This window comes from Paenibacillus sp. J31P190 (assembly GCF_059692075.1).
The window spans coordinates 112,823-128,910 of sequence record NZ_JCAUAS010000013.1; the positions used below are offsets into that span (position 1 = coordinate 112,823).

Here is a 16,088-nt window from a genome sequence, read left to right on the forward strand (position 1 = left end):
AAACCTCTATCAAGACCGTTCAAAAATGAGCGACCTGCTAGAGGTGAGTTTATATTACCTTATTATAAATCCATTTATAGGACTTTGCTAAGAAATGCTTGGGTACGTTCGTGTTTAGGGGAATCGAATAGTTCGGAAGGTGATCCTTCTTCTACGATATACCCTCCATCCATGAAGATGACACGATCTGCCACCTCGCGCGCGAAGCCCATTTCATGCGTGACGACAATCATGGTGATCCCTTCATGGGCTAAATCCTTCATCACTTGCAGCACCTCACCGACCATCTCGGGGTCTAACGCCGAAGTCGGTTCATCGAATAACATCACACGCGGATTCATAGCCAGCGCACGGGCAATAGCTACACGCTGCTGTTGTCCACCAGACAACTGATCAGGGTACGCATCCCGCTTCCCAGCTAAGCCGACTTTGTTCAGCAGTTTCATGGCTATTTGTTCATTTTGCTGTTTATCTACCTTTTTAATGTGCTTCGGGGCCAGCATGATATTTTCCAATACGGTCAGATGAGGAAATAAGTTAAAGAGCTGAAAAACCATGCCTACATTTTGACGTAATTGATCGATATTCGTGGTAGGTGAAGTGACTTCGACATCGCCGATCACAACTTTTCCAGACGTCACATCCTCAAGAAGATTCAGACAACGCAGGAATGTACTCTTTCCTGATCCAGAAGGTCCAATAACACAAACCACTTCTTTCTCTTGGATCGTAGTTGAAATATCTTTCAGTACTTCGTTCGTACCGAATTTCTTTTTCAAGTTTTGTACGACGATCATTTGGAAGCATACCTCCTCTCAAATACGCAAGCTAAGCGGGATAACGCATAGATGATAATAAAGTAGATGACACCTACGACTCCCCATATCTCAAAAGCACGATAGTTGGCAGAGATAATAATCTCCCCGCTCTGTGTCAACTCGCTAATTCCGATGACGGACAAAAGGGAAGTATCCTTAATACTTACAATGAATTGATTGACAAAAGCAGGTATCATCCGGCGAATCGCTTGCGGTAAAATGACCAATCGCATCGTCAACCATTTACTTAACCCTAATGAACGCGCCGCTTCCATCTGTCCCTTGTTAATAGAGTTAATACCCCCACGGAAAATCTCAGCTATATAAGCACCAGCATTTAAACTGATGGCAATAATACCTGCGGTCTCTGCCGGTATCCGAATATCAAAGAAAGCGGGTATACCAAAATACTCAAAGAAGACCTGCACTAACAGCGGTGTTCCCCTAATGATATCAACATAAGAAGTAGCAATACCCCGAAGAATTTTACTAGAAGAAACATTCATCAAACCCGTAATTAAACCTATAAGAAAAGCGATCGGTAAAGAGATGATAACAATTTTAAAGGTAATTAGAGCGCCTTTCAGCAGCATGGGTAATGCATCTAAAATAACCTGAAACGAGGAAGTCACCAGATCCCAACCCTTCCTTTTTAATGGAATTCATAATGACGCTAACCTTCTGAGGCCCATCGAACATTGGGTGACAAAAGGTTAGCGCTTGTGTTATCTATTTAGTGGATTTTCCCATATAAGTGCTGATAATTTCATCGTATTTTCCGTTAGCTTTTACCTTTTTGATTCCATCATTAATTTTTTTCATCAATTCTTCGTTTTCTTTACTCACCGCAATACCATAGTTATCGCCGTTCAAACGATCCCCAACAATTTTCAGCTTGGAATTCGGATCAACTGCAATTTTGTACGAGATCACCGGAAAGTCTTCAATCGTTACATCGGCGTTTTTATTGGCGACTTCTTGATACATGGCCGGACTATCATCGAAATACTTCACTGTAGCGCCATATTTTTTACCATATTCATCTGCTTGTTTTGCTCCCGAAGTACCTTTTTTAATAGCAATGACTTTCCCCTTCAAGTCTTCAGGCGTTTTGATTGTTGTATTATCTTCTCGGACGATTAGCGAAAGTCCGGCTGTGTAATACGGATCCGAAAGGGCAACAACCTGTTTACGTTCGTCCGTAATACTGATGCCAGCAATAGCGCCATCTAATTGTTTGGATGTAATAGCTGGTATAATTCCTTTAAAATTCATAGGTTTTAATTCAACTTCAAATCCCTCTTCTTTGGCAATTGCGTTGATTAAATCAATATCTATCCCAATGTACTTGCCATCTTTTTGAAACTCGAAAGGGGGATACGTCGCATCTGTACCGAATGTGTATTTCTTAACTGCTGCTGCTGTTTGTGCAGGCTGTGTAGTCTGCGTAGACTTATTATCCGTTGCAGCACCATTTCCACAAGCACTAAGTGTTAAAGCTAAAACAGTTCCCAGTACTACTGATAAACCCTTTTTCATGTAAGAACCCCTTTTCTTCTATTAAATTTGAGATCGATTAATTTGATCACTTTGTAATTACATACTACTTCCCGCTCTACAGCAACATACAGAATCCTACAAAAACAATTACATGACATGAAAATATAGTTTACATACGCGACTAGTAATTTCATTAGAAAATTTTGTATCCGATTACATTTCGTATGGGTATCTTTTTCATGTGATGATATATCACAATGAAATAAAAAAAGAATCCAAACCTCCAGTCCTTACTATCTCCAGACTTGAGAGGTTGAATTCCTTGCTCAACTATTTAATTTTTCTAGGGTCTCCATATAAAAAACCTGTAAAAACTTTTTGATGTTTACTTTTCCTTTATCAGGCTGCAGATCTTCGTCCATGACTTTCATCCTCATGCGAATATCCTGAAAATCAAAGTACAGCGGCGCATAATATTCAAACTTAGGATTACTATAATCGGTTAAACCAATGGAAGCCATATTATTCAAAGCAGCCATGATCGTCCGTCGAATGCGTTGTTCAATCGCCTTACTTTCCTTCTCAATATCTTTCTGGCCTTGTTTATAGGTGTGGGCGACAGACTCGTACAATTCTTTTAAAGGGGGAAAACTCGTTGCTTCTCTATGTTCGATGGCATTCTCCATTAAGGCTATAATGTCTTTACTGCCAATCTCACCGATGATTCCCAAATCCATTAGAATCGTCTTCACCACATCACGAACTTTTCGTTCTTTGCGGGGAGAGGACGGTGCAGCGATATCCAATTTGGCTAAAGATTGCTTGATCTCAGAAACATACCGCTCATATTTCCACTGCTCATTAACCTTGCTCAATACGTGCTCTACTTCCACGCGATTAATCGGCTTATGAATAAAGAACTCGATTCCTTTTTGATAAGCTTCCCCTACCATGTCCTTGTTTTCAATTTGTGAAATCATAATAAATTTTCCGTCATACCCGCTGTTTTTTAATTGCGTGATTGTCTCAATACCATCCTGATCAGGCATCAACAGATCAATCAACACGACATCCGGTTTCGATTTAAGGATCATTCGAGCCCCCTCCGTTCCACCTTCCGCCGTCCCCATAACCTCGCCAATGCCGCATTCATCAATAATATCTTGCAGCATACTTCTGCAAACGACATCATCATCAACGATCATAATTGAAAGTGCCATCGACTCTACCCTCTTTAATTAGACTTGTAATTGGGAGACGAACAACAAACTGAGTACCGCTTGCTTTCTCGGGTGATGCTACTGCGATACTCCCCCCAAAGGAATGAACAATATCGCGTACATGAGAAAGACCGATTCCGGTTGCTGCTATCCCTTCTTCATTGTATTTAGTCGTGTAACCAGGTTCGAAAATAAGTTCCTTCTTATGATCAGGAATTCCTTTTCCGGAATCTATGACGATAAAATAGACGTCTTCTTCTTTTTCAAAGACCCGAATATGTATGGTTCCATTTTTATCTATAGCTTCTACCGCATTAGCAACTAAGTTATTTATGATTGTCAGCAAAGGCACATAGTGCGTCGTGTTCAGATTAAATGCCAGCTCTTTTTCAATGATAACCTTTTTCCTTAACATTTCGCTATATTCTTGATTTCCTTTTACGACAAAGTGCATGATCTCCGAAAGGCTCATATGAACAACAACTTCACTATCGAACAATTTCAATAATCCTGCCAAAATACGTTGAGAATCCTTCTTTACTTCATGGATTTGTTGGGCAATGCCTAACGTACGCTGACTATAGCCTTTGAGATTATCTTCATTTAATTTCCGATAGAGGTCATAGCTATCCGCGGTAATCCCCTCTATGGTATCCATGGCTTTTTTCAAATAAAAAGCTTCTCCATACAAACCAGAGTTGATGTTCAGCATCTGCTCCATCCGTTTTTCCTGCTCCGCGTGTAGAAACCGCATCTGACTGATAACAATGCTGTTGTACAGACCGATTACAAAATAACTGCGTACGACGGCTATGACCATTATAAGGAACCATTCTTTAAAATAAAAGGTATTCGTACCGAGGAATACCCCACGCAATAATAACTCCGTTTCATTAGAAACGAAGTCAATTAATGCGATATATCCACCTAACATGAGAGGGTGAAGTTCTTTCAATCTTTGTCGAAGCTTACTCATGCCAAAAGCAAATATGACATAGTAACAACCGGCTGCCACATTATTCTGCAAGCTCTCCAGGATCGTATAGGAATGAACATGAGTGATCCAATCTCCAGATTGAACGATCATGCTAAGGATACCCGTTAGGATACCCGTTTTTACATAAGGTAGATGCGGCATAAGCAATAAAAAAAACAAAAAGATACTAACACCAAGACCAATGCGAAAATAATCGTTGCTAAAGGGATTTATCTTGAATTGTGCTCCGGTTGCCGTAGCTATAGCGATTACGATCATTTGCAATCTTTCGTTTTTGACTAAATTCTGCATCTTTCGATTCGCACCTACTTGAGGGAAGTCTGAATTTATCCGTTACTCATGAACTTAAATTCTAATGCTTTATACTAGCATACATGACCCCTCTTTTGAAAAAAAGTTTAGCCGTCATTCATGCTTGGATTCACCTCGCACGCAAATGACGGCTAAATTTTAAATGGCCAGTTTAATTTGTTTCGTATAGAAAAAGCGAACGATGAAAAAGTAGACAACTTGTATAGCGGCAAAGATGCATAGTACAATGGCGGACTCTGTAAACAAATTATAACTAAACATATGCGATAATGCCGTAAGTGCCACAGCCCCGTGGACAAGCGCTACTACAATCGGCGCGAAGAAAAGAATCGCTGTTTGCCTGTTAAGCACTTTTTTCAATTCGGTTTCAGTCAAACCCATTTTAGCTATGGCTTTAAATTTGTGTTTATCTTCGTCTAAATCCGTATAGAGGCGGAAATATAGAAAGCTTCCGGCCGAAACGAAAAAGACAATTCCGATAAACAATCCAATGAACAGCACCGGTCCATAGGTTCTATTTAAATCATATACTTCGTAATCAACAGCAGACAGCGCATGCCTTCCAACCTGTTTCGTTAAAATTTCGCCTGCTTGAATAACGGCCTGCTCCTGGTTCCCTTTCGCCTGCCATACATGAAACCTTCTTTGTTCAATTGAATCTGGAAGCTGCTCATAGGCATCATCTTTGACGATATAATAATCATACATTTCCGTAAATACTCTTGAACTGACGATGACATTAGGCTGGAGGGTTATGCCTGATTGAAGCTTAATAGGTTGCTTCAGCTGTTTATCATCTCGGTTATTCCCCATTCTTTCAAAATGAACGACTGCCGACTGTCCGTCTTGCAGGTTGATTTTATTGACGCCAATTAAGCTAGCAAAGCGATTATAATCTGACTGCTTGGTGATCAATGTAGGAGTCTTTTGATCATTTACACGATAGTAACTGAGTATGGCTTGAGCCTTCACGGTCTCGATTTGCTTGCTGCCTAATTGTCCATCAATGAAAGCGATATCCTTCTCTTCCTTATCCTTACTGTCGACCTTGTCTGCCGTATAGGTTAACGTGTAGGGGTTTTGCTCTTTCGTTGAACCTGTGGTTAATGATTGAAATCCATAAAGTGATCCAATAGCACTAAAGGCTACGGTTGAAATGATGGCAACCATGAAAAACGTTCTTGCATTATCCTTCATTCGAAACGAAAGATCAGCAAACAGCAGCATATTTGTTTTCCGCCAGAAGATGGAATCCCTGTTCTTTAGACTGCGAATCACATAAACACTTAATTGGGTAAACAACAGATAGGTACCTATGATGACCACAATAATAACTGGCACCATAACAACGAAGACAAGGGATCCTTTCGCGATCAAAGCAAAGAAGTAACCTATCCCGAGCAATGCAATGGCTGTTAAGGTTAAAAAAACAGAGGCCCTTGGTTCTCCTTTGGACTTCTTATCTCCTTTAATCAGGTTGATTAACTTTCCGCTGCGCAGAACATAAGAGACAACAAATGAAATGAACAGAAACAAAATAGTAAAAGATACAAACGACATGATCATTGCCTTCAATGGCATATAGAAATTCAGCTCGGTTCCGATAATCAGAACGTTTTCAGCTGTAAGTAGAATTCCTTTTGCAAAGACTAATCCAAGAGCTATGCCCCCTATTGTTGCGAAAAATCCGATTAGCATGTTTTCACAAAATACCATCGAACGGATTTGTCTTGTGGACATGCCTAGCATCATCAATAGCCCAAATTCTTTCTTGCGAGACTGCAAAAAAGAGCTCATCGAATACATAACGAAGAAAAAAGAAAAGACATAAATGATGCCTGAAGCCACATATAGACCAAAGGTTGCTTTGGAATTTACCGCTTCCCCGTTCAGCGCCGGATGGAAAGCAAAGATGGCAAAAGTGAAAAATACCATCACCATGAACATACTGCTCAGAAAATAAGCCGCATATAGCCTCTTATTGCGAGTGACGTTATTAAACGCGAATTGACGAAAGGTCATTTGCGTTACCTCCCAATAAAGAGAGTGTAGCGATAATCTTCTGGAAGAAAACCTGACGATTATCGCCGCGATGAATTTCGGAATAAAACCTTCCATCTCGGATGAAGACGACTCTGTTGCAATAACTGGCTGCTTGAGGGTCATGCGTTACGAGCATCATCGTTGTCTGTTCGGTTTGATTGATGGATTCAAGCATTTCCATAACATCTTTAGATGCCTTTGAATCCAGATTTCCTGTCGGTTCATCTGCAAGCAATAGCTTAGGTGTATGAATCATCGCCCTGGCAACTGCCGCTCTCTGCGCCTGCCCGCCAGATATCTCATACGTGCGCTTTTTCATAATATCTGTAATCCCAAGTTTCTTGGCAATTTCATTTGCTTTTTGCTTCATCTCGCTGACTTTTTTCCCGTCCAATGTCAAAGGTAGGACAATGTTTTCTTCAACGGTTAACGTATGTAGGAGATTAAAGTCTTGAAACACAAATCCCAGCTCACGCCGGCGGAATTTAGCTAGGTCGTTTTTACTTAGATGATGCGGATTATGACCAGCAATTAAAATTTCGCCAGTTGTCGGTTCGTCTATGGTTGCGATCATATTAAGCAAAGTTGTTTTCCCGCTTCCAGACGGACCCATAATGCCAACAAATTCACCTGATTCAATGGTTAAATCGATATCCGATAAAGCGCGATAAGCGATCTTCCCCTCATAGATTTTACTAGCTTGCTTCACATTCAGCATCACGAAAGCCCCTTTCAAATCATCATCATTCGATCTGTGATTAGTGTACCGCTATCGATCGAATCCAACTATTGATTCATCTTTCACTTTCCTTACACCGATGTAAGGTTTTGCGATGACACGAAAATAATTCGAAATGTCGTACCTTCAGAAACTTTCGTATCAAGTTCTATCCGATGCCCAAGATGTTCGGCTGCCTCCTTCGTTAAATAAAGACCCATTCCGGTCGATTCTCTGAATTTACGCCCATTTTCCCCTGTGTAAAAAGGGTTGAAAATACGGGTTTTATCGGTATCCGGGATGCCCACTCCGAAGTCAGTAACCTCTAGTATCGCTTCTTTATCTTTCTCGTATAGGGAAATGATCAATTTTTTACTTTTTCCTGCTGAATACTTCACCGCATTATTGACAAGTTGTGAAAGCATAAAAAACAGCCATTTTTCATCCGTCTCTACGATGATTCCTTCCTTTATCTCTTGCAGTTGAGGATAAACCTGATTACGGATATAGAACCGTTTATTTTCCTGATTCACTTCATTCACGATTTTGGACAGAACGACAGGTTTGACATGGAAATCCTGCTCAATGGTTCTAAGGCGCGCCATGTACAGAATCGTATTTAGCCCCGTCTTCATTCGCTCCGTCTCTTCGCGGATATAGGAAGAATCCGGTTCATCCAAGTTTCGAGCTGTGAGTTCGATGACGGACAGAGGTGTTTTCATCTGGTGTACCCATTGGTCCATAAACTTCAGATGCTCCTCTTGTCGATGCTCTGCCGTTTTGATTTGTTGCTGGTAATGCTTATACTGATTTCTCAACAGCTTATTAAAAGCTTCGGACACAGGGGTTTGCTCCGTTTTCTGGAAGGAATTATCCAGTGACTCAAGTGGGTTGCTGAGGCGTTGATAGAAACTGCGACGACTGTAGTATTGATATAACAGATAGCATCCAAGAAAGAAGAATCCAAGGAAAATGGCATACAGAGCCGGTGCCGTATTGCGATATCCATCAAGCCAGTAAATGCCTAGAATCGTGATAAATTGAATAATCTGCAAGACCAACAATAGAGAATGCTCTTTGATAAATAACTTCATTGATCTCCCGCCTTCGTCCATGTAACGTTCAGACGATATCCAGCGCCCCTTACCGTTTCCACCGCATCTTCTATGCCTAGCTCAAGAAATTTTTTCCTAACGCGTGTAATGTTTACATTGAGCGTATTTTCATCTATGTACGCTTGATCGTCCCATAGCTTTTCAAGTAAATCTTCACGGCCAGATACGCGCGGATAGCGCTCCATCAGACTTTCGATGATGTCGGCTTCTTTTTTCGTCAGTGAAGCAGCTTTTGTACCGAATAGGAATTCCAGCCTTTCTGGATAAAGCTTAAGTCCATCTCTTTCCAATACCCGCTCACCAACCTTCACCGCATATTCCCCGTATGCACGCCGAAGATGACTGCGAATTTTCGCTAACACAATTTCAGAATGAAACGGCTTCGTTATAAAGTCATCTCCGCCATTTTCCAGCGCCATGACCTGATCCATCTCACCTGTTCGCGCTGATATAAATATCACAGGACAGATCGATTGCGTACGAATCTGCCGGCACCAATAATACCCGTCATAGCTGGGTAGATTGATATCGAGAAGCACAAGATCCGGCCTGTTTTTATGAAAATCATCCATTACGTGATCAAAATCAGCTACAGATATGACGTTATAGCCGTATTTTTTTATATATGACTGCAAGAGCTCAGCAATTTTAGGATCGTCTTCTACTATCATAATTGTTTGCATATCTGTCTCTCCTTCTGATTGGCGGCACACTTTTAGTATGAATAAAAAAGACTGCCAAGTAAACAATATCCAAATAAATGACAATATCAGGAGGAATCATCATGGTTGGCATATTGGAAGCAGCAATTACTACAATTAAATCTTTAACAGATGAAGAAAAACCCCAACCTCTTCATGTAGGAGAGGTGATGGCTTGTTGGATTTACTTAGCGGGCCTTGAAATAGCCAAAGCAACTGTTCAAGCGGGTATAAACACCACGAGTGATGAGGATCTAAAAGCCATGCTCAAGGACGATTTGGAACTCAATCATAGTCAACGTGAACGCCTCTATGAATTCATGCTTAAGGAAGGAATTACTTTACCTCCTGCTCATGAAAATATGCCGCACTCGGATCCTAACAGTATTCCGCTTGGTGTTAAATTGACGGATGAAGTTCTTGCCAACGAATTATCTCTTAAAATCGTTAGTTTGATTCTCCGTGCCGCAGGTGCCAATGCCGAATCGATTCGGACCGATTTCGGCTTGATGTTTCTTCAATTCCAAGCGGAAAAAGTGATGTTGGGGGCAAAACTAAAACAATTAATGATGAAACACGGGTGGATTAAAATACCGCCTTATTACATTCCACCCGGTTCCCAACAAACGTCAACTTAACACTTCATGGGGCCACCTTTTAGATTTTAAACACTTAGGGAAGCCCCTTAAATATTTAGAGCTCCGTTTCGCCAATCCACCTCTCATCTGTGAATATTAATAACCACTTGCACACAACTCGCCTGTTACGCCTTTCCAAGAATCCCGGCATCAAATACTATCGCACTTCTTCTCCCTTTTAGGACCTCGTGTTTCAATTCCTGTCTTTATGTTTATATTATTACTACGGCTTTTTTGATCGGAGAGGAAATTTCTGATTTAAGGTAGTCTGATTTCAACTAAACAACAGGAGGTAACCATGCACATTGTTGAAGTCAATAATTTGACGAAGGTATTCGGACAAGATCCTCAGAAGGCTCTCTTCCTTCTTGATAAAGGATGGTCCAAAAAGAAAATATACGAAGAAACGAAGCATACCATTGGTGTCAACAAGGTTAATTTCACCATTCAGGCGGGCGAAATCTTCGTCATTATGGGATTGTCAGGAAGCGGTAAATCTACGCTCGTCCGTCTATTGAATCGTCTTATTGAGCCCACCTCTGGAACAATTCTTATTGATGGCGAGAATATTGTGTCGATGAACCATGAACAGCTTCGTCAAGTCAGGCGAAGAAAGATCAGCATGGTTTTCCAGAAATTCGCGTTGTTCCCGCATAAAACGATCATTGAGAATGTGGAGTTTGGATTGGAGATTCAAGGCGGCTCCAAGCAGGCCAATCGGCAAAAGGCGCTCGAATCATTGGAGCTTGTTGGTTTAAAAGGATTAGAGGACAGCAGTCCCGATCAACTGAGCGGAGGCATGCAGCAGCGGGTTGGACTAGCGCGCGCTTTAGCGAATGATCCAGATGTCCTTCTTATGGATGAGGCATTCAGCGCATTGGATCCTTTAATTCGTAAGGATATGCAGGATGAACTGCTGGAGCTTCAGGATAAAATGAAAAAAACAATTATTTTCATTACGCATGATTTGGATGAAGCCTTGCGAATCGGTGACAGGATCGCTCTGATGAGAGATGGTTCTATTGTCCAAATTGGAACTCCGGAAGAAATATTAATGAATCCTGCGAACAAGTATGTGCAGCGATTCGTAGAGGATGTCGATCTGTCCAAAGTATTAACGGCAGCATACGTGATGCGCAGGCCAGAAACAATCACTCTGGAACGCGGACCAAGGGTTGCTTTGCAGTTAATGCAGGATAGTGGCATATCGAACCTGTACGTTGTGGACAAAGCAAAACGGCTCATTGGCGCCATTACGGCAGAAGATGCCGCTATGGCTGTTCAAGGTGGTAAATCGATTGGGGATATCGTTGTCCGTGATGTGCCTACCGTCCCGCCTGAGATCCATTTGAATGAATGCTTCGAGCTTATTAGTACTGCCAAAATTCCAGTTACTGTGGTCGATGAAAAGGGACGTCTACTAGGCATTATTGTTCGCGGCGCCGTTCTAGCTGCCATTGCCGGCACCCAGGATACTACTGACAAGAAGGTGAACCCCTAATGCTGCCTAAAATTCCTTTGGACCGCTGGGTGGAATCCTTCATCCGTTGGTTGAATACTAACTTAGCATTCCTCTTCGACTTCTTCTCTTCCATCATTAGTGGGATCGTAGGTGGATTCACTTTCCTATTTCATGCCTTCCCCGCTATTGTTGTTATCCTACTGCTAACACTCCTTGCTTATTATTTCGGCAAGTGGCGGCTGGCGCTATTTACTGTGCTTGGATTGCTGCTAATCCTGAATCTCGGATACTGGGACCCCACGATGGACACATTGGCTTTGGTTTTAACCTCTGCCCTTATTTCCATCATTCTTGGGCTGCCGCTCGGAATCTGGTGTGCCAGAAATCGCTCTGTGAGGAGTACACTGACCCCGGTGCTGGATTTTATGCAGACGATGCCGGCGTTTGTTTACCTCATCCCAGCGGTTACTTTTTTCGGCCTTGGTGTGGTTCCAGGCGTTATTGCATCGGTTATTTTCTCTATCCCGCCGACCATTCGTTTAACGAACCTTGGTATTCTGCAGGTACCTGCTGATTTAGTGGAAGCTGCGGATGCATTTGGGTCAACCCCGGCTCAGAAGCTTTTTAAAGTTCAATTTCCACTGGCATTGCCGACTATATTAGCTGGGATTAACCAGACCATCATGCTGTCTTTGTCAATGGTGGTCATTGCTTCAATGATTGGAGCGCAAGGTGTCGGAGCCGACGTATACCGGGCGGTGACGCAATTGAAGACGGGACAAGGATTTGAGGCTGGACTGGCTGTTGTCGTTTTGGCGATCTTGCTGGATCGACTGACACAGAGCGTTATTGGCAAGAAAAGAAGAGGGAACAAGTCTTTTGCACTTAAGAAGCCAATAACAATCGCAGCCGTAGCTGCTTTCTGCATCGTTGCTGTCTTTATAGCGATTGGGAAGAAGGCCCCTGTTTCGACAAGTGCTTTTGTCGGAGACCAGGTGGGTTACAGCATTATTGGCATTGACCCCGGTTCCGGCTTAATGAATGCTTCTGAAAAAGCGCTTAAGGCCTATAATCTTACCTCTTGGAAGCTAATTGAAGGATCTAGTACGGCTATGACAGCTGCCTTGGATAGAGCCTATAAGGAAGGCAAGCCCATCATTGTGACCGGCTGGACACCTCACTGGATGTTTTCTAAGTACGATCTAAAATATTTGGCGGATCCGAAGAATGTATTCGGCGGAGATGAAGAGATTCACTCAATTGTACGTCTCCATTTGCAAACCGATCAGCCTTCGGCCTACCAATTCCTCGATAATTTTCAGTGGAAACCTGCTGATATGGAGCAGGTGATGGCGAAAATCAAAGACGGCCAGAAACCAGAGGAATCCGCTTCACAGTGGGTGGAGACTAACCCGGATAAAGTAAATGCATGGATTAACGGTATTCCCAAAGTGGAAGGGAAGAAGTTAAAGCTTGCCTATGTCGCATGGGATTCCGAAATTGCGAGTACAAATGTGGTTAAATACGTATTGGAGAGCAAGTTGGGATACCAAGTAGATATGCTTCAGGTGGAGGCAGGACCCATGTGGGCGGGTATCGCTAGCGGGGACGCGGACGCCATGGTGGCAGCTTGGTTGCCAACCACGCATAAAGATTATTATGAGAAGTTTAAAGGTAAATTCGAGGACTTGGGACCCAACCTGATCGGAACCAAGCTCGGTCTAGTCGTACCGAAATATATGAACCTTACTTCCATTGAGGATCTGGTTAAAAAATAACGGGTACGGCATAAACAAAAAGACTGGATAAGTTTATACTTGTCCAGTCTTTTTGTTCGAGCGTCACCTTCTCAAATGTTCACCAAACCATTTGTTCTATGATGACGAATGCTTCTTTAGGAATATGGATAGTTCTTCACCGGATACTGGTCGGCTAAAAAAGTATCCTTGTGCCTCGTTACATTGTCTCTGCCTAAGGAAATGTAACTGCTCCTGCGTTTCAACACCTTCCGCAATCACTTTTAAATCCAGATTGTGCGCCATATCGATAATGGTATGAACAAGTGCTGCATCCTTTGAATCCTCAAAGATATTACTTGTAAAAGAGCGATCGATTTTTAAGCTGTCGATGGGGAAAAGCTTCAAATAGCTTAAAGAAGAATAGCCTGTTCCAAAATCGTCAATGGATAGATGAATACCCATGGCTTTTAGTTTTTGCATTGTCGTAATTGCATACTTCGAATCTTGGATGATGCTTTCTGTTAGTTCAAGCTCAAGATATTGAGGGTCTAGTTCCGTTTCTTTTAAAGTTTTACTGACGATCTCAACTAAATTATTTTGCTGAAATTGACGGGAAGAAATATTTACAGCGATGCGTAAAGGAGGATAACCTGCATTTTGCCAAACTTTATTTTGGTGGCATGCCTCATAAAGCACCCATTCGCCTATTGGAATGATTAATCCAGTTTCCTCCGCCAAAGGGATAAACTCATCGGGAGGGATATTTCCCCACTCCGGATGCTGCCAGCGGATCAAGGCTTCTACACCAATTACCTTACCGGAAATGACATCAATCTGCGGTTGATAATAAACCTTAAACTCACCGCGTTCCAAACCTTTGCGGAGTCCCATCTCTAGCTTCATTTTTTGAGATACCGCTTCATTCATATCGGGCGTATAAAATTGGAAATTATTTTTACCTTGCTCTTTTACACGGTACATCGCTGTATCCGCATTCTTGATCAAGGTCTCTATATCCCGGCCATCGGATGGATACAAACTGATCCCAATCGATGGGGTTACAAACATCTCGTGATCACTTAACACAACCGATTGCGTGAATAAGTTGACTATATTTTGGGCTTTTTTCATAGTCTCATCAGAAGTCGTATTGGGGAGGAGCACAATAAACTCATCTCCACCTTGGCGTGAAACTGTATCCGTTTTACCCATGCAGTCTCGAAGCCGCTTGGCAACCTCAATCAATAAACGATCACCCATGGCATGTCCTAACGTGTCGTTGATATATTTGAATCGATCCAAATCGATAAACATAATCCCTATGATCTGTTTATTTTCACTTGCCTGATCCAACGCTTGCGTGAGGCGATCATTTAGTAAGCGTCGATTCGGTAGTCCCGTTAAAGAATCAAGATATACCATTTGATTGATTTTTTCTTCGGCTTTTTTGCGTTCCGTAATATCTCGAATGATGCTGCTGAAGTAGGTATTTCCTTCTTCTACCCAATCAGCAATAGAAAGTTCGATTGGAAATTCACTTCCGTCTTGTCTTAATCCTTGTAATTCGACGGTTTTCCCAATAACGTGAGGTTCGTGTGTGGTAAGGTAACGTTCCATTCCTTTTCTATGAGCTTCCCTATATCGTTCAGGTATGATGATTTGCAGCATTTTACCTAAAACATCTTTTTCTTGATACCCAAAAATAAGCTGGGCTCCGGTGTTCCATGAAATAATGGTACCCTTGCTATCGGCTAAAATAATGGCGTCGTTAGCGGACTCGATCACGGATCGGAATTTTCTTTCTGACCCTAAAGATTGGGATTCAAAACGGTTTTCAACAAAAGTGCTGATAAACACCAATCCCAAAATGATCAGCATGCCAATTCCAATCGAATATGCTAAAAGGGTATTATCGAACGATGCTCCCGACACGCTGATATGTTGATGATCGTGTTTGAACGATGCTGCCGACATCCCCGTGAAATGCATACCCGATATAGCTACCCCCATAATGAGGGCACTTCCTGCTTTTCTCCACCCAAAACCCGGTTTATTCGAGTTTTCTTTTGCCAAAAACAATAGAAGCAACGCTACTAATGAGACGACAATAGCGATGATGGCAGAAAGAGCCCATAGAAAACGATTATACGTAATTGCGGCTTCCATAACCATGGCTTCCATACCGGTATAATGCATAGAAACAATTCCAGTCCCAATGAAAAGGGCACCCGTGATTACTTGAAATTTGCGCATAGAAGGTTGGCTTACAATATATAGTGCTAGCCCCGACGATAAAATTGCAGGAATAATCGAAACAATGACCAGCGTTACATTGTAGGTAACCGGAATAGACAAATGGAACGCAAGCATAGCTATAAAATGCATAGACCAAATGCCCATCCCCATAGCAAAGGCTCCGCCAGATAACCATATGTAACGTGCATTACCTTTAGCTTTATGTATACGGATTCCTAGATCCAATGCTGCAAACGAAGCAATTATTGCGATAATAATAGAAAGAACGACTAAGGGGAAGTCATAGGTGTTTGAGAGTGTCTCCATCATGAATATTAAATCTCCTTATTTGTCTCAGAAAACGACAATATCCAATTATATTCGACTAATATATTCGCCTAGTTTCCTTCTATTCCCTGCTTGAATAATTCTAGCTTTATGAAAAGAACATAAAAAAACAAGCCAGGAAAACGTTCTCCCGACCTGTTCTTTGAATATTATATGTCACCAACGAATGTCTTCCTAACTGATTATATTCTCATCAAAGCTCGTCGCTCCGCTTGTGGTTTACATTGCTCACATACGCCTAG

At 42.0% G+C, this 16,088-nt stretch carries 13 protein-coding genes; 3 read left to right on the forward strand and 10 right to left on the reverse strand.

Annotated elements, in window-relative coordinates; translation table 11 throughout:
• Positions 1-74 precede the first annotated feature (74 nt).
• The 9 genes from AC58U0_RS21930 to AC58U0_RS21970 form a co-directional block, all read right to left on the reverse strand.
• Positions 75-797: an amino acid ABC transporter ATP-binding protein gene (locus tag AC58U0_RS21930; RefSeq protein ID WP_497381101.1), complete on the reverse strand. Its 723-nt coding sequence runs from the start codon at positions 795-797 to the stop codon at positions 75-77.
• A complete protein-coding gene (locus AC58U0_RS21935; RefSeq protein ID WP_497381102.1) occupies positions 794-1,450 on the reverse strand; it encodes an amino acid ABC transporter permease in 657 nt (218 codons plus the stop codon). Before AC58U0_RS21935 ends, AC58U0_RS21930 begins: the two co-directional genes overlap by 4 nt.
• A 97-nt stretch (positions 1,451-1,547) precedes the next feature.
• Positions 1,548-2,357: a transporter substrate-binding domain-containing protein gene (locus AC58U0_RS21940; RefSeq protein WP_497381103.1), complete on the reverse strand. Its 810-nt coding sequence runs from the start codon at positions 2,355-2,357 to the stop codon at positions 1,548-1,550.
• Between the two features lie 287 nt (positions 2,358-2,644).
• A complete protein-coding gene (locus AC58U0_RS21945) occupies positions 2,645-3,538 on the reverse strand; it encodes a response regulator (RefSeq protein ID WP_497381104.1) in 894 nt (297 codons plus the stop codon).
• Entirely contained in the window at positions 3,513-4,826 is a 1,314-nt protein-coding gene (locus tag AC58U0_RS21950) for an ATP-binding protein (protein ID WP_497381105.1), read from the reverse strand. Before AC58U0_RS21950 ends, AC58U0_RS21945 begins: the two co-directional genes overlap by 26 nt.
• 159 nt (positions 4,827-4,985) lie before the next feature.
• Positions 4,986-6,869, reverse strand: coding sequence for an ABC transporter permease (locus AC58U0_RS21955; RefSeq protein ID WP_497381106.1), 1,884 nt, complete (start codon positions 6,867-6,869; stop codon positions 4,986-4,988).
• On the reverse strand, positions 6,844-7,608 hold the full coding sequence (locus tag AC58U0_RS21960; RefSeq protein ID WP_497381107.1) for an ABC transporter ATP-binding protein: 765 nt from the start codon (positions 7,606-7,608) through the stop codon (positions 6,844-6,846). Before AC58U0_RS21960 ends, AC58U0_RS21955 begins: the two co-directional genes overlap by 26 nt.
• Positions 7,609-7,700: 92 nt before the next feature.
• The gene (locus tag AC58U0_RS21965; RefSeq protein WP_497381108.1) at positions 7,701-8,702 is read right to left on the reverse strand and encodes a sensor histidine kinase; all 1,002 of its coding nucleotides are present in this window, start codon (positions 8,700-8,702) and stop codon (positions 7,701-7,703) included.
• Positions 8,699-9,406, reverse strand: a complete 708-nt coding sequence (locus AC58U0_RS21970) for a response regulator transcription factor (protein WP_497381109.1) — start codon at positions 9,404-9,406, stop codon at positions 8,699-8,701. The genes AC58U0_RS21965 and AC58U0_RS21970 overlap by 4 nt, the downstream gene beginning before the upstream one ends.
• Before the next feature lie 101 nt (positions 9,407-9,507).
• On the opposite strand from AC58U0_RS21970, the gene AC58U0_RS21975 reads away from it, so the two are divergent.
• The 3 genes from AC58U0_RS21975 (at position 9,508) to AC58U0_RS21985 (ending at position 13,302) form a co-directional block, all read left to right on the forward strand.
• Positions 9,508-10,062, forward strand: coding sequence for a DUF3231 family protein (locus AC58U0_RS21975; protein ID WP_497381110.1), 555 nt, complete (start codon positions 9,508-9,510; stop codon positions 10,060-10,062).
• A 298-nt stretch (positions 10,063-10,360) separates the two neighbouring features.
• Positions 10,361-11,563, forward strand: a complete 1,203-nt coding sequence (locus AC58U0_RS21980; protein WP_497381111.1) for a quaternary amine ABC transporter ATP-binding protein — start codon at positions 10,361-10,363, stop codon at positions 11,561-11,563.
• Positions 11,563-13,302: a glycine betaine ABC transporter substrate-binding protein gene (locus AC58U0_RS21985; protein WP_497381112.1), complete on the forward strand. Its 1,740-nt coding sequence runs from the start codon at positions 11,563-11,565 to the stop codon at positions 13,300-13,302. Before AC58U0_RS21980 ends, AC58U0_RS21985 begins: the two co-directional genes overlap by 1 nt.
• Positions 13,303-13,398: 96 nt before the next feature.
• On the opposite strand, the gene AC58U0_RS21990 is transcribed toward AC58U0_RS21985, so the two are convergent.
• A complete protein-coding gene (locus AC58U0_RS21990; RefSeq protein WP_497381113.1) occupies positions 13,399-15,828 on the reverse strand; it encodes an EAL domain-containing protein in 2,430 nt (809 codons plus the stop codon).
• Between the last annotated feature and the right edge of the window lie 260 nt (positions 15,829-16,088).

Coding starts and splice junctions, on each gene's coding strand:
- AC58U0_RS21955 (WP_497381106.1), bottom strand. CDS start 6,869: ATGACCTTTCGTCAATTCGCGTTTAATAACGTCACTCGCAATAAGAGG.
- AC58U0_RS21980 (WP_497381111.1), top strand. CDS start 10,361: ATGCACATTGTTGAAGTCAATAATTTGACGAAGGTATTCGGACAAGAT.
- AC58U0_RS21960 (WP_497381107.1), bottom strand. CDS start 7,608: ATGCTGAATGTGAAGCAAGCTAGTAAAATCTATGAGGGGAAGATCGCT.
- AC58U0_RS21940 (WP_497381103.1), bottom strand. CDS start 2,357: ATGAAAAAGGGTTTATCAGTAGTACTGGGAACTGTTTTAGCTTTAACA.
- AC58U0_RS21990 (WP_497381113.1), bottom strand. CDS start 15,828: ATGATGGAGACACTCTCAAACACCTATGACTTCCCCTTAGTCGTTCTT.
- AC58U0_RS21985 (WP_497381112.1), top strand. CDS start 11,563: ATGCTGCCTAAAATTCCTTTGGACCGCTGGGTGGAATCCTTCATCCGT.
- AC58U0_RS21975 (WP_497381110.1), top strand. CDS start 9,508: ATGGTTGGCATATTGGAAGCAGCAATTACTACAATTAAATCTTTAACA.
- AC58U0_RS21950 (WP_497381105.1), bottom strand. CDS start 4,826: ATGCAGAATTTAGTCAAAAACGAAAGATTGCAAATGATCGTAATCGCT.
- AC58U0_RS21965 (WP_497381108.1), bottom strand. CDS start 8,702: ATGAAGTTATTTATCAAAGAGCATTCTCTATTGTTGGTCTTGCAGATT.
- AC58U0_RS21970 (WP_497381109.1), bottom strand. CDS start 9,406: ATGCAAACAATTATGATAGTAGAAGACGATCCTAAAATTGCTGAGCTC.
- AC58U0_RS21930 (WP_497381101.1), bottom strand. CDS start 797: ATGATCGTCGTACAAAACTTGAAAAAGAAATTCGGTACGAACGAAGTA.
- AC58U0_RS21945 (WP_497381104.1), bottom strand. CDS start 3,538: ATGGCACTTTCAATTATGATCGTTGATGATGATGTCGTTTGCAGAAGT.